Source organism: Rhodomicrobium vannielii ATCC 17100, from assembly GCF_000166055.1.
Classification (GTDB): domain Bacteria; phylum Pseudomonadota; class Alphaproteobacteria; order Rhizobiales; family Rhodomicrobiaceae; genus Rhodomicrobium; species Rhodomicrobium vannielii.
Genome location: NC_014664.1, coordinates 813,393 through 834,469, shown reverse-complemented (window position 1 = coordinate 834,469; position 21,077 = coordinate 813,393). Strand labels below are relative to the sequence as shown.

General features: G+C 63.7%; 21 protein-coding genes. 15 read left to right on the top strand and 6 right to left on the bottom strand.

The genetic code is table 11. The annotated features are described in order from the left end of the window. Nucleotides 1-47: 47 nt before the first annotated feature. The gene (locus tag RVAN_RS03725; protein ID WP_013418429.1) at nucleotides 48-638 is read right to left on the bottom strand and encodes a Dps family protein; all 591 of its coding nucleotides are present in this window, start codon (nucleotides 636-638) and stop codon (nucleotides 48-50) included. Nucleotides 639-836: 198 nt separating this feature from the next. Between RVAN_RS03725 and RVAN_RS03720 the strand changes: the two genes are divergently transcribed. Together RVAN_RS03720 and RVAN_RS03715 are read left to right on the top strand one after the other, a co-directional pair. Next, nucleotides 837-2,279, top strand: a complete 1,443-nt coding sequence (locus tag RVAN_RS03720) for a LutB/LldF family L-lactate oxidation iron-sulfur protein (protein ID WP_041787262.1) — start codon at nucleotides 837-839, stop codon at nucleotides 2,277-2,279. Next, nucleotides 2,272-2,982: a LutC/YkgG family protein gene (locus RVAN_RS03715; protein ID WP_013418427.1), complete on the top strand. Its 711-nt coding sequence runs from the start codon at nucleotides 2,272-2,274 to the stop codon at nucleotides 2,980-2,982. The genes RVAN_RS03720 and RVAN_RS03715 overlap by 8 nt, the downstream gene beginning before the upstream one ends. Before the next feature lie 339 nt (nucleotides 2,983-3,321). On the opposite strand, the gene RVAN_RS03710 is transcribed toward RVAN_RS03715, so the two are convergent. Continuing rightward, nucleotides 3,322-4,785: a patatin-like phospholipase family protein gene (locus RVAN_RS03710; protein ID WP_013418426.1), complete on the bottom strand. Its 1,464-nt coding sequence runs from the start codon at nucleotides 4,783-4,785 to the stop codon at nucleotides 3,322-3,324. A 404-nt stretch (nucleotides 4,786-5,189) separates the two neighbouring features. Between RVAN_RS03710 and RVAN_RS03705 the strand changes: the two genes are divergently transcribed. Further along, nucleotides 5,190-6,410 carry a hypothetical protein gene (locus tag RVAN_RS03705; protein WP_049779210.1) on the top strand — a complete coding sequence of 407 codons (1,221 nt, stop codon included), beginning with the start codon at nucleotides 5,190-5,192 and terminating at the stop codon, nucleotides 6,408-6,410. A gap of 217 nt (nucleotides 6,411-6,627) precedes the next feature. On the opposite strand, the gene RVAN_RS03700 is transcribed toward RVAN_RS03705, so the two are convergent. The 4 genes from RVAN_RS03700 to RVAN_RS19480 form a co-directional block, all read right to left on the bottom strand. Beyond that, the gene (locus tag RVAN_RS03700) at nucleotides 6,628-6,882 is read right to left on the bottom strand and encodes a hypothetical protein (RefSeq protein ID WP_210160453.1); all 255 of its coding nucleotides are present in this window, start codon (nucleotides 6,880-6,882) and stop codon (nucleotides 6,628-6,630) included. Next, complete coding sequence (locus RVAN_RS03695; protein WP_013418423.1) at nucleotides 6,879-7,718, bottom strand: DNA/RNA non-specific endonuclease; 840 nt, start codon at nucleotides 7,716-7,718, stop codon at nucleotides 6,879-6,881. Before RVAN_RS03695 ends, RVAN_RS03700 begins: the two co-directional genes overlap by 4 nt. A gap of 162 nt (nucleotides 7,719-7,880) precedes the next feature. Then, nucleotides 7,881-8,273 carry a hypothetical protein gene (locus tag RVAN_RS03690; RefSeq protein WP_013418422.1) on the bottom strand — a complete coding sequence of 131 codons (393 nt, stop codon included), beginning with the start codon at nucleotides 8,271-8,273 and terminating at the stop codon, nucleotides 7,881-7,883. Between the two features lie 334 nt (nucleotides 8,274-8,607). Beyond that, nucleotides 8,608-9,141: a septal ring lytic transglycosylase RlpA family protein gene (locus RVAN_RS19480; protein WP_013418421.1), complete on the bottom strand. Its 534-nt coding sequence runs from the start codon at nucleotides 9,139-9,141 to the stop codon at nucleotides 8,608-8,610. A 511-nt stretch (nucleotides 9,142-9,652) separates the two neighbouring features. Here RVAN_RS19480 and RVAN_RS03680 point away from each other — a divergent pair. From RVAN_RS03680 to RVAN_RS03625, 12 genes are all read left to right on the top strand, one after another. Beyond that, a complete protein-coding gene (locus tag RVAN_RS03680) occupies nucleotides 9,653-11,221 on the top strand; it encodes a hypothetical protein (RefSeq protein WP_013418420.1) in 1,569 nt (522 codons plus the stop codon). A gap of 204 nt (nucleotides 11,222-11,425) precedes the next feature. After that, entirely contained in the window at nucleotides 11,426-12,727 is a 1,302-nt protein-coding gene (gene glyA, locus RVAN_RS03675; protein WP_013418419.1) for a serine hydroxymethyltransferase, read from the top strand. A 38-nt stretch (nucleotides 12,728-12,765) separates the two neighbouring features. Continuing rightward, complete coding sequence (gene nrdR / locus RVAN_RS03670) at nucleotides 12,766-13,245, top strand: transcriptional regulator NrdR (protein ID WP_013418418.1); 480 nt, start codon at nucleotides 12,766-12,768, stop codon at nucleotides 13,243-13,245. Beyond that, on the top strand, nucleotides 13,242-14,438 hold the full coding sequence (gene ribD, locus RVAN_RS03665) for a bifunctional diaminohydroxyphosphoribosylaminopyrimidine deaminase/5-amino-6-(5-phosphoribosylamino)uracil reductase RibD (RefSeq protein ID WP_013418417.1): 1,197 nt from the start codon (nucleotides 13,242-13,244) through the stop codon (nucleotides 14,436-14,438). Before nrdR ends, ribD begins: the two co-directional genes overlap by 4 nt. Nucleotides 14,439-14,441: 3 nt before the next feature. Beyond that, entirely contained in the window at nucleotides 14,442-15,044 is a 603-nt protein-coding gene (locus tag RVAN_RS03660; protein ID WP_013418416.1) for a riboflavin synthase, read from the top strand. Continuing rightward, on the top strand, nucleotides 15,041-16,201 hold the full coding sequence (gene ribB, locus RVAN_RS03655) for a 3,4-dihydroxy-2-butanone-4-phosphate synthase (protein ID WP_013418415.1): 1,161 nt from the start codon (nucleotides 15,041-15,043) through the stop codon (nucleotides 16,199-16,201). The genes RVAN_RS03660 and ribB overlap by 4 nt, the downstream gene beginning before the upstream one ends. Continuing rightward, nucleotides 16,198-16,656 (top strand): 6,7-dimethyl-8-ribityllumazine synthase, encoded by a 459-nt coding sequence (gene ribH, locus RVAN_RS03650; RefSeq protein ID WP_013418414.1) that lies wholly within the window; start codon nucleotides 16,198-16,200, stop codon nucleotides 16,654-16,656. The genes ribB and ribH overlap by 4 nt, the downstream gene beginning before the upstream one ends. 117 nt (nucleotides 16,657-16,773) lie before the next feature. Continuing rightward, nucleotides 16,774-17,331, top strand: coding sequence for a transcription antitermination factor NusB (gene nusB, locus RVAN_RS03645; RefSeq protein WP_013418413.1), 558 nt, complete (start codon nucleotides 16,774-16,776; stop codon nucleotides 17,329-17,331). A 107-nt stretch (nucleotides 17,332-17,438) separates the two neighbouring features. Then, nucleotides 17,439-18,440: a thiamine-phosphate kinase gene (gene thiL / locus RVAN_RS03640; protein ID WP_013418412.1), complete on the top strand. Its 1,002-nt coding sequence runs from the start codon at nucleotides 17,439-17,441 to the stop codon at nucleotides 18,438-18,440. A gap of 106 nt (nucleotides 18,441-18,546) precedes the next feature. Next, complete coding sequence (locus tag RVAN_RS03635; protein ID WP_013418411.1) at nucleotides 18,547-19,362, top strand: alpha/beta hydrolase; 816 nt, start codon at nucleotides 18,547-18,549, stop codon at nucleotides 19,360-19,362. Nucleotides 19,363-19,545: 183 nt separating this feature from the next. Continuing rightward, nucleotides 19,546-20,154, top strand: a complete 609-nt coding sequence (thpR, locus tag RVAN_RS03630; protein WP_013418410.1) for an RNA 2',3'-cyclic phosphodiesterase — start codon at nucleotides 19,546-19,548, stop codon at nucleotides 20,152-20,154. A gap of 320 nt (nucleotides 20,155-20,474) precedes the next feature. Beyond that, the gene (locus tag RVAN_RS03625) at nucleotides 20,475-20,930 is read left to right on the top strand and encodes a GFA family protein (RefSeq protein WP_013418409.1); all 456 of its coding nucleotides are present in this window, start codon (nucleotides 20,475-20,477) and stop codon (nucleotides 20,928-20,930) included. Nucleotides 20,931-21,077 lie beyond the last annotated feature (147 nt).

Below are 21,077 nucleotides of genomic sequence, written 5' to 3'. Positions count from 1 at the left end.
GCAAACGCCGCCCGCTTTCAGCTCCAACCGCAGCGCAGCGCGAGATCCTAGTCGAGGCGCGCCGACACGAGATGCTCAGACAGGAACCACACCTGCAGTTCGTGCAGGCGGATCAACTCGCTGACGAGAAGGTCGTTCGTGCCGTCGTCGCCCGATTCGGCCGCAATTTTCGCCCCCTCGCGCGCTTCCGCCAGAATGTGCCGATGCGCTTCCAGCAAACGCGTGATCTGCTTCGCGGGGTTCTCGCGGCCCTTGGGCGGACGGCGGATCATCGTCATCTCGGCCACATCGGGCGCCATCGCTACCTGCACGCCGCCAAGGCCGCTGATGCGCTCGGCGATGGTATCGACAAGCTCGTTCTGCTCGCCATAGTGCTTATCGAAAAGAAGATGGAGCTGGTAAAAAGTCGGGCCGCTCACCTGCCAATGGTGTTTCTTGTACATGTCGCGCAGCGTGATCGTGTCGGCGAGCACCTGGTTCAGCGTCTCGATGCTCTGCGCGCGCACATTCTCGCCGAGCGAGATGGGAAGGTCCGTCAGCGTTCCCCAGGGTTGCGTCTCCTGCCCCTTGTCCAGATCGAGATGCGGTTGCGCTTCGGGCGCGCGGACAACCCGCTTCGCTGCGTATTTGTCGCTCATGGCTATCGCCTCGTTCGTTGGGAAAGTTTCTCGGACAAGCTTGGAAGGCGAAAATAGTTCCGACGTGGCCTTGGGCTTGCGCGCATGGTGGCAATGATATGCCTGCATGGCGAGGTAAATTGATCGAGCCTGAAGGCAAATATGTCTTGCCGCCATCGTGCATTTGATTGTTATGAGGACAGTCCGAAAACGGTCGCCATGGAACAGATGAGCCTGCATTTCCGGGAAAACGCCGCGCGCGCCCTCGCCGATCCCCAGCTTCAGCGCGCTTTGGGCAACGTGAAGACAGGCTTCATCCTGAAGCGCGCGGCGGCTCGTGCTGCGCTCCCGGAGTTCGACGCGCTGCGCGACGAGGCGACCGCGATCAAGACTCACGTCATCGACCATCTCGACATTTACCTTGAGGAATATGAGCGCCGCGTGCTGGCCTCGGGCGGTCACGTCCACTGGGCGAGAGACGCAGCGGAGGCGCGCGACATCGTGCTCGCCATCTGCCGCGAGGCCGGTGCGAAGACCGTCACCAAGGGCAAGTCGATGGTGTCGGAGGAGATCGGCCTGAACGCCGCGCTCGAAGCGGCGAACATCCGGCCCGTGGAAACCGACCTCGGCGAATACATCATCCAGCTACGCCGCGAGACGCCGAGCCACATCATCGCGCCCGCCGTACACCTGAACCGCGACCAGATCGAGGGCGACTTCCGCGCCGCGCATGTGGACCTGCCGCCGGAGCGCGACCTTTCGCAGATCGTCGAACTCGTCGGCGAGGCGCGAACCGTGCTCCGCCAGCAATTTCTCGCCGCCGACGTGGGCATCACGGGCGCGAACTTTCTCATCGCGGAGACCGGCAGTTCGGTGATCGTAACGAACGAGGGCAATGGCGACCTGACCCAGCTTCTGCCGCGCACGCATATCGTCATCGCGAGCCTCGAAAAGCTGGTGCCGACGCTCGAAGACGCGTCCACCATTCTGCGCGTGCTCGCCCGCTCCGCCACCGGGCAGGAGATGACGAGCTACACGACCTTCTCCACCGGCCCGCGCCGCGATGACGACCCCGATGGGCCGGACGCCTATCACGTCGTGCTGCTCGACAATGGCCGCTCGGAGATGCTCGGCACCGAGTTTCAGGACATGCTGCGCTGCATCCGCTGCGGTGCCTGCCTCAACCACTGCCCGGTCTACGCGGCGGTCGGCGGGCACGCTTATGGCTCAGTCTATCCCGGGCCGATGGGCGCGGTGCTGACGCCGCAACTCACTGGCATCCACGACGCGGCACACCTGCCGAATGCGTCAACCTTCTGCGGGCGCTGTCAGGCTGTGTGTCCGATGCATATCCCGCTGCCGAAGATGATGCGCCACTGGCGCGAGCGCGATTTCGCGGCCCAGTCAGCGCTTGCCACGCCGAAACTCGCGATCAGGGCCTGGGCCTGGTTCGCGAGGCGACCGGGATTTTACCGTTTCGCCACCGCAGCGCAGGGGCGTCTGCTCTCGCTGCTCCCCCGCTCGATACTGGCGAAGCTACCGCTTGGCAAGGGCTGGACGCCCTATCGTGTCCTGCCGAAGCCTGCCCCGCGCCCCTTCCTCGCGCAATGGCAAGCGCGGGAGCAGGAAAAGCTGCGCCGGGAAAGGCCACGTCATGGCTGAAAAAGTCTCGACTGAAAAGACGGTAAGCGCGCGCGATGCGATCATGTCCAGCGTGCGCAAGGGGCTTGGCGTGCGCGGTGACGAGCCGGGGCGGCGCGGCGTCGTGCAGACACGGCTCCGCAATCCCGTCGCGAACCTCATACCGGAGCGCGCCAGAGGCACAAAGCCGGAACTCGTGAAGCAGTTCCAGACCATGCTCGAAAATGGCGGCACTGGCGTCGTTCGCGTCCGCACCTACAAGGGCGTGCCGGAAGCGGTCGCATCCGCGCTTCGCGAGCGCAATTTGCCGAGCCGCGTGCGCCTTGGCGGCGACCCCTTCTTCAGGACGTTCGAGGCCGAGCCGGGCCTGCTCGAAATCCTCGGCGGCGCGGCGGAGGCAACCGACCTCGTGGGCCTCAGCCATGCCTTCGCGGGCGCGGCGGAAACCGGCACGTTGTTCCTCGCGTCCGGGCCGGACAACCCGTCGACGCTGAACTTTCTGCCCGAGCATCATTTCGTGCTGATCGACGCCAGCGACGTCTTCGGGTCGTATGAGGAGTGCTGGGCGAAGCTGCGGGGCGTTCTCGGCGCGGGCGTGATGCCGCGCACGGTGAACCTCATCAGCGGCGCGTCGCGCACTGCCGACATCGAGCAGACCATCGTCAAAGGCGCGCACGGCCCGAAGAGCCTTGTGGTGTTCATCGTTGGCTCCGCGCGCGAGTAGAGCGTGACCCGCAAAAGCGGGGCATCGGTTGCGATAAGGTCATGCTCATCAAGGCGTCGGGATCGGGCGACACTCTCCGCGCGCGATTTCACGTCCCTTGGCAAGCTGCCGCTCCAGGGCCGCCCGCAGCGCACTTTGTAGCGCCACTGCCACACACCTGTCATGAGACATCGCGATGGTGGGATACTGGAGGCGAAATACCTCCGGGAAGGGCACGGCCAAACCCCGCACCGGGCCCTTCCCCCCCGCTCGTGATCGCTCGAACCGGGGAGGAACGACGGATGCACTGCGCCGCGCGCTCGGCGTCGGGGCGGCACGACCCCGCAGCATCTCTGCGATCTAAAACGTCGCCATGAACTCGCGATAGCCGGGGTTCTGCCGGAGCAGGCTCCCCGCCGACGAGATGAGCAAATCGACGTCGTCCTTCGGCAGCTTGAAGCGCGTCGGGATCTTTTCGAGCCGCGCACGCACGGACGCCTCGCGCATCTGGTCGAAGCTCACCTTCGACACGGTCAGCGTGAGGTCGCGACAATCCCAGCCTTCCGTCGTGCCACGATACGAGACCACCTCGGGCGGCGTCAGTCCGCAGCGATATTCGATCATGCGGTCGCGCCAGTTTTCCATTTGCGCGACGAAGGCGTCGTAGGCCGCGCGCACATTCGCGTCGACCGCCGTATCGGACACGGCCTGAATGAGGTCCATCAGCTCGGGCGACTCGGCGCTTTTCGCGAGATCGCCTCCGGGCGGGCGGCCCGCATCGACCACCACGAACAGGAAGCGCTTGAGGTTCACCACCTGCTTCGGCGTCAACGGCTCGTAAGGTTTCGTCGCGGCCGCGAGTTCGAGCACGAAGCCCGAGAGGCCGAGATTGTCCGTCATGCCGCCGTCGAGGAGCTTCACGAACTGCACGTCGGTCTTCTCGCGGTAGCGCTTCAGCGCCCCCGCCGACGCGCGCAGGATCGCCGGAGCGCCCGCGCGATCTGCCGAATAGGTCCAGTCCGGCATGTCGAAGCGGCAACGGTCGGCGTAATTCTCGATCACGATCGGCGCGAACACGAACGGCACCGCCGCCGACGCAGCCACGGCTTCGGAAAGCGGGTAGCGGCGCAGGTCCGAGCAGAGCGCGCCGAAGTTCGTCGGGTTATAGATGAAGGTCGTGCGGTTATAGATGTCGGACGCGTTGATCCAGAGCTGCGGGCGGCCGGGGCGCATCACGTCGCCGAAGGTTGCGCCGCGGAAAAGATTCTTTTCGAGCCACGTCGGCAGACCCGACCGGTCGTTGACACCGCCCTTCGCAAGCAGCATCAGGTTCGGCAGGTTGACGGAGGTCGAAAGCGAAGCCTCGACATCCTGCACCAGAAAGCGCTTGCGGAAATCGGAGAGCGTATCCCGCCCCTTGAGCGCGAAATAGGCCGCCGTGACGGACCCGCCCGACACGCCCGAGACGAGCGAAACCTGATCGATGAGCGACTGCGATCCGACCTTCGAGCGCGCTTCCGTCCGGGCGAGTTCCTGAATCACGCCGAAGGCGAAAGCGCTGGCACGTGTGCCGCCGCCCGAGAAGCTGAGGCCGATCACCGTGTCGGAGGTGTCGCCTGTGCCGGCCGGGCTCGCGGACTGGACAAAATCGCCCGTCTCGGCGGCTTCCGCGCTGTCGGTCAGCGCCGAGTTGATCGGGGCATTGCGGATGCTGAGCCCGGCGCAGCCCGAAAGCGCGACAGCGGCTCCAAGACACACAGCGGCTGCGGCAAGGACGCTAACCCGCGCGGTAACTCCGGCACGAATGGCAAAAAACGGCGGCAAAATCGCTACCCTCTAGTGGTCCGATTCCGACATTTGCATCGTTTTACGGCGCACTCGCGAGCAAATGTCGGAATCGCGAGGACCACTAATGCGCCTTCCAAAGGCATTGGCCAGTCTCGCTGACCGGCTTCACCGTCTCCGGAACCCGCGCCAATGCGCGACGGAAACGAAATCATCAGCCAAGTGAGTTGCATCAAGGACACGTCCAAAATGTGGCGTCGCACAAATTCGGTCAGCGCGGGACAGGGCTCGTGGCTTATAGGAGTGCTGGGTGTTTTCAGATGTCTCGGATCGCCGTTTCGGGTATAGTGGGGCCGATGTCTAAGCCTTTCTCACGGTTAACTCTTTCGCGTCTGCGAGGGTTTTCCCGCGCATGCATTTGCGTGCTCGCTCTGGCTCTCTGTTTGCCATTCGCCGCAATATCTTACGCTCAGACGCCGCTTCAGGAGGCCATTGCGCGCCTTTCTCCGCAGCAGCAGGCGATCCTTCACGCCTACGAATCCGCGCGCATCGCCTATGCGAAGTCGGTGGATGCCTACTGGAAGCGCGTGGAGATGAAGCGCAAGCGGCGCAAGACGAAGATCGCGCGTTCCCTGCCCCTGACGCTCGACGATTACGTCGCCGAGCAGCCCCCCGTTTATAACGGCCCGAAGCGCCCAGCCGACATTATGGCGATGCTGCCGAAGCCGCCGAAACCACCCGTAAAGGACGCGCCGACGCCCATCCCGGTCGTCTCCGATTTTCTGCGCGAGGCGCAGGCGACCTATGGCTTCCGCCCGGATCGCGTGCCTGAAGACGACTTCATGATCGCCTACGCGCTCGAAGCCGTGAAGCTCGGCCTCAGCCGCGATCAGGTGGTGCGCGTCTACGCGCTGGAAACGGGCGGCATGGGCACGCACGATCTGCAATCCGGCTATAATCCGAGGACCGGTCGGGCCGCTTCGACGGCGCTTGGCTACGCGCAGCTTCTCGCGGCGAATTCCATCGAGCAAGTCCGCAAGGAGGGCGACGAGTTCGCTTCGCGGCTCGAACGGCTGGCGCAAGAGCCAGGCGTGCCGCGCGACAAGGCGCAGTCGCTGCTTTACAAGGCGGCGCTCGTCCGCCGCATGAACGCCGACGCCCGACGCGTGCGGGACGGCTGGGCCGCGCATGTCGAATACGCCAAGACGCCGAAGGGGCTCGCCATGCATGCGCTCAACCTCGACGGCGACATCGGCCCGTGGATGCAGGTGGTAAAGCTCCGCAGCGTGGTCGAATATGCGCGGAAAAAGGGCCTCGGCAGGCTCAACGGCGCGCAGCTCGAACTCATGAACCTCGCCGGGCCCGGCAGCGGCTTCGAAATGCTGGTGCCACCCGGTCGCGATATGCCGACCTCGAACTTCTTTGAGCGCGGCGGCTACGAGCGGAACCCCGTCGTGCACGAGAGGACCGGCGCGGAATTGCTGGCGAAGCTCGACGAGATCATGGATCGCAACATCCAGAAGCCAGGCGCGCAGAAATTCGCCGCCATATTCGACCGCATCCAGCGACGTCTCGCGGAAGGCGGACGCTTGCAAGGCGGACACGCGCAAAGCAGCACGGCCGAGCAATCGCCCTTGTCGTTCCTCAATCCATTCTCGCGCTAGATCAGTGCGTTAAATCGGACCGATTAGACGCGGACAAGCTGATAAAGAAACTTAAAGCGTCGTGCAGAGTCTGATTTACGATGCTGTAAGGCACGTTCGTTTCACCAATAAGCGATCAGCGCTCCGAGGGTATCCTCGCGGAATGAACAGGCGGTACGGCTAGCCCTCACCGTAATGTCGGCCCCGTCGCCAGCCGATGCGCGTCGTCCAATCGACGCTACGCGAAGGGGTTCTTCACCTTCGCGGGCGGTTCGGCGGAGGCAACCACCGTGGGCAGGTCGCCGCCCGTCTCAAGCTCCTTGACGATCCGGTCCACCGCCTCCTTCAGCACCTTCGCGGCCTGAAGCCCGGCGCGGTCGCGGGTGATCGCCAGCGTGCCATACACCGAAACGCGGTCCTCGCGGTTCTCGATGGTGAGCCCACCGAGGGTGATCGCGTCCGTCTCGTTCCTGAAAGGCGAAAAGTTCATCATCGTCTCCGGCCGGCGGCCTCGGAGGTCTGGAGCCGGCATCCGTAGTGCGGCGTTGGCCTTGGCAGGATCATAGCACGCCGGCGCACCGCGCCGTCAAGTTGCGGGAAAACGTCGACACCAACCTTCGCTTCAAGCTCGTCGATGGACAGCGTTTCCCAGGCCTGACTATCGTCGTTCGGCGCGAAAAACGCGGCTGCCGCGTTGCGCGACGGCACATAGATCGCCTTGAAGACATGCGTCGGCACCAGCACGCGGCCCTTCAGGCTTTCGAGTTCCGAGCCGAGGAAGGCCGGGCCAGTGACGACATACACCGTCTCGCTCTCCGCGATATCCCGCACGGCAGACTCGATGCCCTCCCATAGCACCTCGTTGTTACAGGGGTGCTGCGGGATCATGTTCGCCAGCGAGAACGACTCCTCCTGCGCCTTCCGCGTCGACATATCGCCGTTGGGCGCCATATGGCCCCGGTCGAAGCCGCTGCGCTTGTAGTCCGCAAGCTCGGCTCGAACCTCCGACGGGAGCATCGTCTCGTCGTGGAAGGCGTTCGAGCTGACGCGCGTGAGGGTCTTGGCGGCGGCGACACGAGCGGGCGTCAGCATCTCGGCCGCCCAGAGCGGCGTCCGCGATACGCCCGAATAAAGCACCGCGATTTCGGAGAAGCACAGGCCGTAGGTTTCCCGCGCGAGTTGCTCGCTTTTGATGGCGGGGAAGCCACCGCGATAAAGCTGCGCGTCGCAGCCTCTTTCCTGCGCCTGCCCCGGTGTCGCGTACTGTCCGAGGGCAAGAGCCGCGAAGAGGAGGATCAAAAGCGCCTGCGCGCGGCGAAGCAATGGCATCGACAACCCCGGAATAAGAGCATGAGCTCTTCCGAGGTACGCGATTCGCAAAGCACGCCCTACGGGTTGGGCGAGCGGTGGCTGGCTTATCCCACGCCTTCGCGCGAGCAAAAAAAATGGCCGGAAACCCGACCATCTTCGTCAAAGATTTGCGTCGAACCGTTATTTGCAGGATTTCGCGAGCCCGTCGAGCACGGTCGAAGCATCTTCGTCCATCTCGGAATCCATCACGTATTTTTCGAAGTCCGCACCGAGCTTCTTCGCGCCGTCCTGCATCTCCTTGTCGAGCGCTTCGAGCTTCTTCTCGTCCTTCTTCTCGGCGGCGGCTGTGAAGTCGTCCTGAAGCTTCACAAGCTTACAGAACTGCGTCGTCTTGGCCTTGTCGGCCTTGATGCCGTCAACGACCTTCTGGATGTCGGCCTTGGTCGCCTTCGGCGCCGCAGGCTCTTCCTTCTGCGCCGGTTCCTTCGCGGGCGCTTCCTTCTGCTGCGCGAGGACGGACGTGGAAACAAAGGCAGCTAAAACCGCGATGGCTGCGGCGAATTTCATGTTCATGAAAGGAGCTCCTGGACGGTATGGATCTTGGAAATGCAGCGAGATCGAAGCCGGGGGTGCCTGATCGATTGGCCACGATCCTTGCCAAGAAATGGCGGCGATTTCGCGACTCCCAAAATGAATTCTTCTCAACTTTTCCGAATACCGCGGCGCGAGCCCGAGAGGCGCTTCGACTGCCGGGAAAGGTCGCGCTTGAGGATCGAGTGAATCCCACGCTCATCGACTGCGGAGATGCGCCGACGAGGCGGCCAGACAAGCGGCTTTGGCCGCGAGGGATGCGGAGAAAGCGGCGCGCCGAGGAACTGTCGCGCTGCCGCTTTCACCGGAGGCTTGCTTAGCGGGAGGCGACCCTGCGCCGTCCGCTGCCCGCATGACGCGACCGCTTGCCAGACTTCGCGTAACGCGCCTTGCCGCCCGCCTTGGCGGATCGACTATTGCGAACCCGCACTGTGCGGGTATTGCTTGACCGGACCATTTCGACAGGCTCGCGGAGTTCCGCGCTTTTAACGGTGCGGCTACTGCCAAAGCTCACGACTTCGAGGCAAACCGGCGCCAGACCGTCCATGCCGAGCGCGTTCTTCGCGCCGGTGGACAGGTCGATGATGCGCCCGCCCACGAATGGACCACGGTCGTTGATCCGCACGGTAATGCTGCGTCCGGTCCGCTGATTGCGGACCACGACGCGTGAGCCGAACGGCAGGGTCTTGTGAGCTGCGGAAATGCCCATGTGATTGTAGGCTTCCCCGTTCGCGGTGCGCGAGCCCTCCGAGTAGGTGGAGGCAATGCCGCACTCGGCAAACGCTTGCTGGCTGGCAAGAGACATCGCAGCCATCAGGACAACCGCACGGATACGCTTCACGTTGTTCATCACAACCTTTCCTTGTCAACTTCCGACCGGCGCGATTGAGAGGGTAAATAAGGCGTAAATTAGGAAGCACCCCGCGATTGGCTGGCATGCATATTTTGCATACCACGCTGTAGAGCCTCATTATCCGCCAACGGATACAGGCCATTAAAATTGTAATGACCCGCGTTAATCTTTTTAAATGTAACGGCTTATGTCAGAACCTGTAAAAAGTTTTCACCGTTTGACACACTCGACTTCAACGGTTTGTGCGTCAAACCAGCGCACGAATGTTTAAGACTTAAACGGCATCATTTTCCAAGGCGCTTTCGGCGAAATTTCGATTGCGCTCACAAAAAAAGCTGTCGACCGAAATGCTCCGCAAAGTGACCCGCAGGACACACACCCGACCGGGTTCGGAAAGGCTGCGCGTTCTGTCCACGAACATCTCAAAGATAACTTGCGGCTTGTTGCGAAGAACAGTTGTGTATTGGCTTCCTTGAAATCCTAAGCAAGTAAAAGCCGGGAGACTTGTATGAAGTACTCACCCGCGAGCATGAGCGCCCTTTCGCTCGGGCTGCTCTCGACCCTCGCCCTGTGGTTGGTAATCCAGCAACACCCGGTGCCCGTAAGCCTCGCCCTGATCCTGGGGCTGTTTTTCGCGCTGCTTCTCCCCGCCGTCTTCATGATCGTTCGGCATCAGACACGCCTCGATCGGCTTCGCACCGCAGGCCTCATTCGCGAAACGCTCGATCCCGGCCCGCGCACAGACCTCTATTTCGAATTCCTGAAGCGCAAATACGTCACGCGCGAGGATGAGGCGCAGGCGACCCAGGCCGCGCCCGCACGAGCCGCGCCCGCACAAACCACACCCGCGCCTTATCCGTTCACGACGCTGCATGACTGGCTGATTGCCGTGGCATGCCTCCCCTTCGTGCTCTTCACCGCTGCAGGCTTCTTCGTCCTCTTCCTGCCCGCCGACCAATTGCCGGATATCCTCGGCGGCTCGCTTGGCGCGAATGTGTTCAGCATCGGTGGCCTCAGCGCACCCACGCCGAAGGACTACGAAAACGTGGTCACCATCGCATCGCTCGCTTTCGCCGGTGCGTATCTCTACAGCGTCCGACTATTCATCAAATCGCTGATTTCGTTCGACTTCTCCGTGATAACGCCGCTGCGCGCCTTCTTTCACATCCTCTTCGCGGTCATGCTCGCGGTGGTAATCTGGCGCGTCGCTCCCGAGACGAAAACGGTCACGAGCATGCTTTCGACTTCGTCGCAGCAACTCGCAGCCGAGCACAAGGCACAGGCCGCCGCCGAAGCGACTGCCATACCCGCGTTGCCCGCTCCCTTGCCGAAAATCTGGCTTCTATTCGCCTTCGCCATCGGCTTTGTGCCGGATGCGGCCTTCACCTGGGCGGCGCGAAAGGCACGCCTCACGCTGGATCGCCGCTATTCCGGCTCAAAGCACAACGCCATCACGCCGCTCACCGTCATCGACGGCATCGACTTCATGACGTCCTACCGCCTTGAAGAACGCCGCATCGCAAATGTGCAGAACCTCGCGACCGCCAACCCGATCATGCTGCATGTCGAGACGCCATTCTGTGTCTTTATTATAATGGACTGGATCGCGCAGGCGCAGCTATGCGCCGCTGTCGGGCCGCAGCGCTTTCTCCTTTTAAGGAAGCTCAACCTCCGCACCATTTTCGATCTCGAACACGCGGTGCTCGATCCGGCGGCCCCGATGGGTCTGAAGCACATGGTCGGCTCGGTCCTGCTCGCGAACGACGGCAAGACCAACATCATGCGCGATTTCGGCATCCGGCCGCTCGAAGCCACCTATCGCGATTTCGACAAGGCGCTGTCGTCCTGGGTCAATATCGAGGTCATCGAGCATCTCGTGCGGGTGATCCTCGACGATCTGCACGTTCAGCGCCTGCGGCAGGTCTGGCAGGATATCGAGGCGTCGATGCACATTGAGCCCCGCGCGGAGCAGCCTCGCCCGCAGCTCAAGATCCCGGCGTCGGCTCCACCGCCGCGCGCCAACGGGCACGCCAACGGCTCAGGCAACGACCGCGAATATTCGCGCGTTTCGGAGTGATCGAGCGAGGACTATATATATAAAGTGAGCGTTTTCCCCGGAGGCCAAAGCGTGGCTTTTCCGTCTGGGTGGAGGTGCGGGAAAATTGCCGTCGAATTGCAATCGCAAGCGGCGACCCTCGCAAAATCGGCCCCTTTGATTGCAATCTCGCCGGAAGTTTCTATACTGCCCAGCGCGCAGCACCCATTGCTACTCAGAGGCCGTATGTCCACCGCATCTTCCGCCGTCGCATCGTTTTTTTCCGCGCCGCTTTCCGACGCCGATCCCGACATCTATAAAGTGCTCGGCCGCGAGCTTGAACGACAGCGCGATGAAATCGAGCTGATCGCGTCCGAAAACTATGTATCCCGCGCCGTGATCGAGGCCGCAGGGTCGGTTCTCACCAACAAATATGCGGAAGGCTATCCGGGCAAGCGCTACTACGGCGGCTGCCATGAAGTCGACGTGGCCGAGGAACTCGCCATCGCCCGCGCCAAGCAGCTTTTCGGCTGCGACTTCGCGAATGTGCAGCCTCATTCCGGCAGCCAGGCCAATCAGGGCGTGTTTCTCGCGGTCCTGAAGCCCGGCGACACGATCCTCGGCATGGGCATCGACATGGGCGGCCATCTCACCCACGGCGCCGCGCCGAACCAGTCGGGCAAGTGGTTCAACGCCATTCATTACGGCGTGCGCCGCGAGGACAGCACCATCGATTACGAGCAGGTCGAGCGCCTCGCGAAGGAGCACAAGCCGAAGCTCATCATCGCGGGCGGGTCCGCCTATGCGCGCCAGTTCGATTTCAAGCGCTTCCGCGAGATCGCGGACGAAGTGGGTGCGCTGCTCCTTGTCGACATGGCGCATTTCGCCGGGCTCGTCGCGGGCGGCCAGCATCCAAGCCCGTTCCCGCACGCGCATTTCGCCACGACCACCACGCACAAAACGTTGCGCGGTCCGCGTGGCGCGATCATCCTGACGAATGACGCCGACCTCGCGAAGAAGGTCAATTCGGCGATCTTCCCCGGCCTTCAGGGCGGCCCGCTGATGCACATCATCGCCGCGAAGGCGGTGGCGTTCGGCGAAGCGCTGAAGCCGGAATTCAAGCAATACGCGAAGGCCGTGGTCGACAACGCGAAGGCGCTCGGCGCGAGCCTGAAGGAAGGCGGCGTCGATCTCGTCTCCGGCGGCACCGACAATCACCTGCTGCTCGTCGACCTGCGCCCCAAGGGCCTCACCGGCAAGGCTGTGGAAGCGGCCCTCGGGCACGCCCACATTACTGTCAACAAGAACGGCGTTCCCTACGATACCGAGAAGCCGACAATCACCTCCGGCATTCGCGTCGGCTCACCGGCTGGCACCACGCGCGGCTTCGGCGTCGCCGAGTTCTCGAAGATCGGCGGGCTGATCGTCGATGTGCTGGAAGGCCTGAAGACTGGCGGCGATGCTGCCACCAAGGCACAAGAGAAGGTCAAGGCCGAGGCGCTGGCGCTGTGCGAGCGCTTCCCGATCTATCCGGGCATCAAGGCGTAAAGACAAGCGGCGGGCAACCCGCCAGAGCAGGCCGAACCATGCGGTGCCCTATTTGCGGTGCGCTTGATACCCAAGTGCGCGATAGCCGCCCGTCGGAGGATCACACGGCGATCCGGCGGCGGCGGTCCTGCCCCGAATGCGGGGCGCGCTTCACCACGTTCGAGCGCGTCCAGCTTCGCGAACTGACGATCATCAAGCGGAGCGGACGGCGCGTGCCGTTCGACCGCGAGAAGCTTCGTCGTTCGATCGAGATCGCGACGCGCAAGCGCCCCATCGGCGAGGATCGCATCGAGCAGTTCGTGAGCGAAATCGTGCGCAAGCTCGAAATCTCGAACGAGTCGGAAATCCCCTCCGAGATCGTGGGCCGCCACGTGATGGAGGGGCTTAAGGCGCTCGATGGCGTGGCCTACGTCCGTTACGCGAGCGTTTATCGCGATTTCAGCGAGGCGAAAGACTTCCACCGCGTGCTGGGCGAGCTTGACAGCGCCGCCTTCGTACGCGCCTCGGACGACAAATGAACGACCGTGCCGCAACTTCCCTTAACGCAACGCCAACGACGTCGCCGGATAACGCCGCGCCGTTGCCCCTTTCATCGCCGGTCATCGACGCACTTTGCCGCCGCGCTCTTTTCGTTGCGCAAACCAACATCGGCGCGACATCGCCCAACCCGAGCGTCGGCGCGGTTGTGGCAGACGCGCGAACCGGCGAGATCATCGCCAGCGCGGCGACAGCGCGCGGCGGGCGTCCTCATGCGGAGGTGCTGGCGCTTCGCGAGGCGGGCGACCGGGCGAAAGGCGCGCTCATCATCACCACGCTTGAGCCGTGCAGCCATTTCGGCGCGACGCCTCCATGCGCGCATAGCATCGTGAACGCTGGCATTTCTCATTTGATCTACGGCTCTCTAGACCCCGACACGCGCGTCGGGGGCCGAGGCCTGACCTATGTGGCGCAACACGGCGTACGCGCAACACGTGGCACGCCCGCTTTCGTGCGCGATTGCGACTGGCTGCACCTCGGCCACTCCTTACGCGTGACCGAGCGGCGGCCTTTCGTTCAGGTCAAACTCGCGGTCGACGCGGCAGGCTTTGTACCCCTCGGAAACGGCAAGCCCGTGTTCATCACCGGCGATGTCGCCCGCGCCGCAGCGCATCTGCTTCGCGCCCGCGCCGACGCCATCCTCGTCGGCCGCAAGACGGTTGAAGCCGACGACCCCGAACTCACATGCCGCCTGCCGGGCCTCGCCGACCGCTCGCCGGTTCGCGTGGTGCTCGCCTCTCGCTGCAATGTCCCGCCCGCAGCAAAACTCTTCGCCAATGAGCGCCCGCCGGTGTGGATCGTCTGCGGCGACTCGACGGAGGGCGCCGCGTTCTTCGGCCGCCCCGGCGTGCGCGTGCTCGACATCGGCGCATCGCTGACGGGTCGCCTCAATCTCCGGCTCGCGATGATGCGGGTCGCAGCGGAAGGCATCACGCGCCTTCTCGTCGAAGGCGGGCCATCCACCGCGCGCGGCTTCATCGACGCGGGGCTTGCCGACGAAGTCATCATCATGCAGGGCACCCAAACCCTCGACCCGCAGGCGGGCATGCCGCCTTTCGGCGACCGCGGCCTCGACCTCGTTGCCGCCTCGCCCCAATTCACGCTGTTCGACAAAAGAAAAGCGGGCGCGGACACGATTTCCATTTATCGCTCAACCGCACACTGGCAGAATTGACGCATGTTCACCGGAATCATCACCGCACAAGGCACTGTCCTTGAGGCCGATAACGGCCGCTTCGCCATCGCCTGTCCGTGGGAGGCCACGGGCATCGTGCATGGGGCGTCCATCGCCTGCGACGGATGCTGCCTCACCGTTACCGGCGTCGACTCGTTCGGCGGCGGCTCGATCTTCCGCGTCGACGTCTCCAACGAGACGCTGTCGAAGACCACGCTCGGAGGATGGGCCAAGGGGCGCAAGATCAACCTCGAACGCTCCCTTCGCTTCGGCGATGAAATGGGCGGGCATCTCGTCTCGGGCCATGTCGACGGCGTCGCCCGCATCGAGAGCATCACGCCGGAGGGCTTCTCGAAGATCTTCGCCATCCGCGCGCCGGACGCGCTCGCAAAATTCATCGCGCCGAAGGGATCGGTCGCGCTCGACGGCGTGTCGCTCACCATCAACGATGTGGACGGCTCGCTTTTCACCATCAATCTCATTCCGACCACGCTCGAAGTCACCATATTCGGCGGGAAGCAGCCGGGCGACTCCATCAACATGGAGGTCGACCTTATCGCGCGATACGTGGCGCGGCTGCTCGGACAACAGGCTGAAAACTCATGAAACCCGACCAGTTGCGCGTTCTCGACCCCGCCGTCATCCGCGACCAGCTCGCCTCGATCGATGAAATCCTCGAAGACGCGCGGCAGGGGCGCATGTTCATCCTCGTCGACGCCGAGGACCGCGAGAACGAAGGCGACCTCGTCATCCCCGCGCAGATGGCGACACCCGATGCGATCAACTTCATGGCGCGGTTCGGGCGCGGGCTGATCTGCCTCGCGATCACGCCGGAGCGCGCGGACGTGCTGCACCTTGAGCACATGGCGCGCTCGAACCGCTCGCGCAATCGCACCGCATTCACCGTCTCCATCGAGGCGAAGGAAGGCATCACCACCGGCATTTCGGCCTTCGACCGCGCGCATACCGTCTCCGTCGCCATCAATCCGGAGAAGGATTTCCAGGACATCGTGAGCCCCGGCCACGTCTTCCCGCTCATCGCGCAGGAAGGCGGCGTGCTCGTGCGCGCGGGCCACACCGAAGCCGCCGTCGATCTCGCTCGGCTCGCGGGTTTGCTCCCGGCGGGCGTCATCTGCGAGGTGATGAACGACGACGGCACCATGGCGCGCATGCCGGATCTGCTCGCCTTCGCGCAGCGGCACGGCCTCAAGATCGGCACCATCGCCGACCTCATCGCCCATCGTCGCCGCACCGAAAGCTTCGTGAAGCAGGTGGACGAGCGCGACATCAACAGCCCATACGGCGGAGCCTTCAAGCTCCGCGTCTATGTGAACGAGGTGGACAACACCGAGCATCTCGCGCTTATCAAGGGCGACGTGTCCGGCCCCGAGCCGGTGCTGGTGCGCATGCACGCGGTCAACATCCTCGAAGATCTGTTCGGTGTTGGCCGGAACGACGACAACCGCCGTTCGCTCGTCGAGCGCGCCATGCGCCGCATCGGCGAGGAGGAGCGCGGCGTGGTCGTCGTCATCCGCGATGTGCGCGAGGGCACGATCCGTTCGAGGCTGTCGAACGTCGCTGCCATCGCCGAAGGCAAGGCGCCCGAGAACCGTCTTGTCGATTACGGCATCGGCGCGCAGATCCTGCTTGATCTCGGCGTCAAGAACATGGTCCTTCTGTCTAACTCACCGACGCCGAAAGTCGTCGGACTCGAAGGCTACGGCCTCAACATCATCGCGCGACGCCCCATCGAAGACCAATGACAAAACCCGTTCATATCCTCATCATCGAAGGCCGCTATTATAACCACATCGGCGATGCGCTGCTTGAGGGCGCGACGCGCGCGCTCGACGAAGCCGGCGCAACGTGGGAAGTGAAGACGGTCCCCGGCGCGCTCGAAATTCCGCAGGTTCTGGCGCTCGCCAAGGATGCGGATCTCTTCGACGAGGGCGGCGACCGGCCTTTTCACGGCTGCGTGGCGCTCGGCTGCGTGATCCGGGGCGAAACCTCGCATTACGACATCGTCGCGAACGAATCGGCGCATCAACTTCTTTCGCTCGCGATCCGGCACGGCATTCCGTTCGGCAACGCGATCCTGACGGTCGAGAACGAGGCGCAGGCGCTTGCTCGGGCTGACGTTAACCGCAAGAACAAGGGCCGCGAGGCCGTTCTGGCGTGCCTTGAGGTGCTTCGCCTGAAGCGTGCGTTTCGCCGGTAAGCGCGACTCTTGCGCGATACTTGAACGCATCCCCACGCCGCTTTTGCGGATTGCGGGTCTGATATGATCGACGCGAGTTGCGCGGGCGACTCGCCGATTTAACGAAAGCTTTGGAAGATGGACTTGGACGACGGTCACGACGCAGGCCCGAAAGCGGACCTGCCGGCAGGACAGCCTCGAACGCGCGCGCGACTTGCTGCCGTGCAGGCGCTCTATCAGATGGAAATGACGCAGCGCGACCTCAGTCTCGTGCTTCAGGAGTTCCTCGGCCGCCGTTTCGAGACCGTGGAAATCTATGCGGGCGCGGACCGTTCGTTCTTCCGCGACATCGTGGAGGGCATCGCGCGCGGACAGGCGAAGATCGATCTCGAAATCGCGGCCCATCTCGCCTCGGGCTGGAAGCTGTCGCGCATCGACAGCATCCTGCGGGCGATCCTGCGTTCGGGCGTTTACGAACTGACCGACCGCAACGATGTCCCCGCGCGCGCTGTCATCAACGAATATGTCGAGATCGCCAAGGATTTCTTCGGCGGCGAGGAACCGGGCGTGGTGAACGGCGTTCTCGACCGCGTGGCGCGAGCAAAGCGATCGCGCGAATTCGGCAGGAAATCCGGCGGCAAGGGCGGCCCGACAAAGGCCGCAACCAGGTTCGGGGATGATTCGAGCGAGAACTGAGACGGTGCAGCGTACCACAAATCGCACGCGGCTCGACGCTGCAAGTTTCTGTTGTCGATCAGCTTCTGTGCGTCTTTCCGGCGCGGCGCAGTCTCGTACGGTGTGGCATGCGCAGGCTCGGTGAAAACGCGCTCATCGCAGAGATACTGGCGCCGCTCGCGACGCATCCGGGCGCGTTCGGCCTGTCTGACGACGCGGCGCATCTATCCGACCTGCCGCCGAACGGGCTTGTGATGACGACCGACGCTCTCGTCGCTGGTGTGCATTTCTTCGAGAACGACGATCCGGGCGATGCGGCTTACAAGGCGGTCGCGGTAAATGTGTCCGACCTTGCTGCCAAGGCTGCAAAGCCCTTCGCCTATCTTCTGACGCTCGCACTTCCCGCCGCGCCCACCGAAGATTGGGCGCGTGCCTTCGCGGAGGGACTCGCCCGCGCGCAGGCTGCGTTTGGCGTGAGCCTCATCGGCGGGGATACGGTAACGGCGCGAGGCCCGTGGTGGCTTTCGGTGACGGCGCTTGGCGATGCCCCGGCGCGTCCGCTTGTCCGCGGCGGCGGCAGGCCCGGCGACGTGCTTTATGTCACCGGCACGCTCGGCGACGCGGCGCTCGGCCTCAAGATGCGGCTCGGCCTTGACGACTTCGCCGGGGCGCTTTCTGCGGATGAGACGGAACATCTCGCGCGCCGCTATCTCTATCCCGAGCCGCGCGTTTCACTTCGGCCCGCGCTTGCCGCGCACGCTTCAGCCGCGATGGATTTGTCGGACGGGCTTGCGCTCGATCTCACGCGGCTTTGTACCGCTTCGGGCGTGACAGCCTCGGTCGATGCGAGCGCCCTGCCCTTGTCCGAAGCCGCGCGCTCTGCAGTCGCCGCCTGCCCGGCCCTCATCGAAGCGATCATCGCCGGCGGGGACGATTACGAAATCCTCGCGGCCGTGCCGCCCGACACCGCATCGCATTCGCTCGCCTTCGAGGCCACCGCCCGCGACGCCGGTTGCCCTGTCTTCCGCATCGGAACGCTCGCGGAAGGCGCGTCACCCCCTGCCTTTCTCGGCCCATCGGGCGAACCGCTCATCCTTTCGGCCAAAGGCTTCGAACATTTCGCACTTTGAGTTTTTCTCTGCCGCGCTTTCGCGTCAAAGTGCCGCTTCGGCTTCGTGTCGCTGAGCCGACCTGACCCGCCATTCGCCTTTCGTTTCAACCCGCACCCGGACCCATATGACACTCGAACTCGTTCGCCTGCCGCCCGCCGCTCCGGAAAAGCCGGTAAAACTTCTGTTCATCCACGGCATCTGTACCGGCGCGTGGGTTTGGCGGCAAAGCTTCCTCCCCTATTTCGCGAGCCTCGGCTACGACGTGTCCGCGCTCTCGCTTCGTGGCCATGGCGAAAGCGAGGGCCGCGAGCGCGTGCGCAGTTTCGGCCTCCGCGATTTCGCCAACGACGTGGAATGGGCCGTGAAGGAGATCGGCGGCCCCGTCGTGATCGTCGGCCATTCGCTCGGCGGCGGCGTCGTGCAGAATTATGTGAAGCGCGGCGGACGCGCTGCGGGCGTGGTGCTGATGTGCGCCGCGCCGCCGCATGGGCTGATGCGCTCGTCGGCGGAACTTTTCATCCGCAATCCGACGCTCTTCCGCGAATTGCAGCGCGTGCTCGAACGCGGCATTCGGAACGCCAACCTCGACATCATTGAGGACGGCCTGTTTGCCGAGCCGCCCTCGCCGCAACTCCGCCGCCTCTTCTTCGAGCGCATGGACGATATCGCCGAAAGCGCGAGCCGCCAGCTTTACGGCTTTACGCCATTCGCGCCGCTGCCTTGGGGCATGCCGAAGCTGATGGTGATCGGCTGCGAGAAGGACGAGTTCGTGCCGCCCGCCGATGTGCGTCTCACCGCGATCTATTACGGCGCGCGATCCATCATCGTGAAGGGCGGCGGCCACGCCATCATGATGGATTCGAACTGGAAGGATGCGGCGGAACCGATCGCGGGCTGGCTCGCGCAGGAATTCCGAGGCGCGTCCGGCAGCGCTGCGTAAGCCTGTGTCTTGCGGCCCGACCGTATAGCGCACTGCTGCGAGGCGCTTCGGCGCCCGTAACGCACTATTAGCCGTGATTCTGCTTCTCGTGCGCCTTGAATAAAACACGAACCGCCACAACCCTATGCTGCTAGGCTGACAGGCCATAGGCCCGTCGCTCCTTTCCGCACAGGAGGCCCACCTATGCCTAGACTTTTCACCGGACTCGAACTGCCTCACGATGTGGTCGGACATCTTTCCGGCCTTCGGGCTGGTCTCTCGGGCGCAAGCTGGATCGACGCGGAAAACTATCACATCACGCTCAGATTCGTCGGCGACATCACCGACGCTCAGGCGAACGACTTCGCGGACGCGCTGGCGGACATCCGTTTCGAAAGTTTCGACATCGCGGTTTCGGGGCTCGGCAGTTTCGGTGGACACAAGCCGCGCTCGCTTTGGGCGGGGGTGAAAGCATCACCGGCGCTGGAGACGCTGCAAAAGGCGCATGAGCGGGCGGCGCGCGCGGCAGGTTTGCCGCCGGAGCCGCGCAATTTCACGCCGCACGTGACGCTCGCCCGGCTACGCAATGTCAGCCCCTTCGCCGCCGCCGATTATCTCGCGCGCCATGGCGGCTTCGCCTGCGAGCCGTTCACCGTGAGCCGTTTTGTGCTGTTCTCCTCGCGGCCCAATCAGGGCGGCGGCCCGTACGTCGTGGAGGAGGCCTATTCGGCATGGGATGCGCATTTCGCGGAGGATGAGGAACTTTTCGCGCATCCGCACGGCCACGTTTTCCCGAGTACGCAATCACGCTAGGGCTCTGTCCGTGCAGTTTCGTTTTGATGACGGTGCCACGGAATCGAATGTAAAATTCACCGCTCTAGCGGCGGCGCGCGGAAAGTGCGAGCGCTGGAAGGAACGCCGGCGGCCCTCCGGCGTTCGGAAGCGCATGGGACGGCAAAGTTGTCGCTCGCCGCAATAATCGTATGGTGGCGATGGAACCTTGGCCCCCGCCGCGAACTTTGCTGGAAACAACAGGAGCGTTTCGGCGCTATGATCGCGTGAGGAACGTGTCAGGATCGGGAGACCGCCTGTGCGTTCAAGCAAGCGGCGGGAGAGCCTCAAGGACGGTAGCAATGAGCATCAAGGGAAGTTGTCTCTGCGGCAGCGTGCGCTATGAGGTCGAACACCTGGACGCGCCGATCCGCGTCTGCCACTGCCGCACTTGCCGAAAGGCGCACGCCTCAGCGTTCAACGTATCGGCCAAGGTGGCGCGCGAGCATTTTCACTGGATCTCGGGGCAGGACAAACTCACCTGCTTCGAATCCTCGCCGGGCAAATTCCGCCGCTTTTGCTCGATCTGCGGTTCGCAGGTCGTCGCCGAATACCCCGACAAGCCCTATGTGACGCTGCGCGTTGCGACGCTAGACGACGATCCGGGCGCACGCCCGAGCCAGCGCATGTGGATGTCGCACGCAGTGTCCTGGGCCGAGGCGGAAATGGACCTCCCGGCTTACGAGCAGTGGCACGAGGAAGCGGCAACGAATGCCCTGGAGGAAGCCGCGCCGGTCACGGTCGGCCGCGCCTTTTAAGTCTGCATCCATGCGGGCGCTAACCCCAAGCGAGTGGCTCGCACCGTTCAACCTACGCTCCGCCGACCCCCGCGCTGAAGCGCGAGCGTCCAACCACAAGCGTTGCGAACGAAGCAGATGGTGCTTCGTTCGTATTCTCGCGATTTG

What these genes read in the sequence shown, in the direction of transcription:
- RVAN_RS19480 (WP_013418421.1), bottom strand. Translation starts at nt 9,141, where the DNA reads ATGAACAACGTGAAGCGTATCCGTGCGGTTGTCCTGATGGCTGCGATG.
- RVAN_RS03660 (WP_013418416.1), top strand. Translation starts at nt 14,442, where the DNA reads ATGTTCACCGGAATCATCACCGCACAAGGCACTGTCCTTGAGGCCGAT.
- RVAN_RS03695 (WP_013418423.1), bottom strand. Translation starts at nt 7,718, where the DNA reads ATGCCATTGCTTCGCCGCGCGCAGGCGCTTTTGATCCTCCTCTTCGCG.
- ribD (WP_013418417.1), top strand. Translation starts at nt 13,242, where the DNA reads ATGAACGACCGTGCCGCAACTTCCCTTAACGCAACGCCAACGACGTCG.
- RVAN_RS03625 (WP_013418409.1), top strand. Translation starts at nt 20,475, where the DNA reads ATGAGCATCAAGGGAAGTTGTCTCTGCGGCAGCGTGCGCTATGAGGTC.
- RVAN_RS03720 (WP_041787262.1), top strand. Translation starts at nt 837, where the DNA reads ATGGAACAGATGAGCCTGCATTTCCGGGAAAACGCCGCGCGCGCCCTC.
- RVAN_RS03700 (WP_210160453.1), bottom strand. Translation starts at nt 6,882, where the DNA reads ATGATGAACTTTTCGCCTTTCAGGAACGAGACGGACGCGATCACCCTC.
- nrdR (WP_013418418.1), top strand. Translation starts at nt 12,766, where the DNA reads ATGCGGTGCCCTATTTGCGGTGCGCTTGATACCCAAGTGCGCGATAGC.
- RVAN_RS03715 (WP_013418427.1), top strand. Translation starts at nt 2,272, where the DNA reads ATGGCTGAAAAAGTCTCGACTGAAAAGACGGTAAGCGCGCGCGATGCG.
- RVAN_RS03680 (WP_013418420.1), top strand. Translation starts at nt 9,653, where the DNA reads ATGAAGTACTCACCCGCGAGCATGAGCGCCCTTTCGCTCGGGCTGCTC.
- RVAN_RS03635 (WP_013418411.1), top strand. Translation starts at nt 18,547, where the DNA reads ATGACACTCGAACTCGTTCGCCTGCCGCCCGCCGCTCCGGAAAAGCCG.
- thpR (WP_013418410.1), top strand. Translation starts at nt 19,546, where the DNA reads ATGCCTAGACTTTTCACCGGACTCGAACTGCCTCACGATGTGGTCGGA.
- glyA (WP_013418419.1), top strand. Translation starts at nt 11,426, where the DNA reads ATGTCCACCGCATCTTCCGCCGTCGCATCGTTTTTTTCCGCGCCGCTT.
- ribH (WP_013418414.1), top strand. Translation starts at nt 16,198, where the DNA reads ATGACAAAACCCGTTCATATCCTCATCATCGAAGGCCGCTATTATAAC.
- thiL (WP_013418412.1), top strand. Translation starts at nt 17,439, where the DNA reads ATGCGCAGGCTCGGTGAAAACGCGCTCATCGCAGAGATACTGGCGCCG.
- ribB (WP_013418415.1), top strand. Translation starts at nt 15,041, where the DNA reads ATGAAACCCGACCAGTTGCGCGTTCTCGACCCCGCCGTCATCCGCGAC.
- RVAN_RS03725 (WP_013418429.1), bottom strand. Translation starts at nt 638, where the DNA reads ATGAGCGACAAATACGCAGCGAAGCGGGTTGTCCGCGCGCCCGAAGCG.
- RVAN_RS03690 (WP_013418422.1), bottom strand. Translation starts at nt 8,273, where the DNA reads ATGAACATGAAATTCGCCGCAGCCATCGCGGTTTTAGCTGCCTTTGTT.
- nusB (WP_013418413.1), top strand. Translation starts at nt 16,774, where the DNA reads ATGGACTTGGACGACGGTCACGACGCAGGCCCGAAAGCGGACCTGCCG.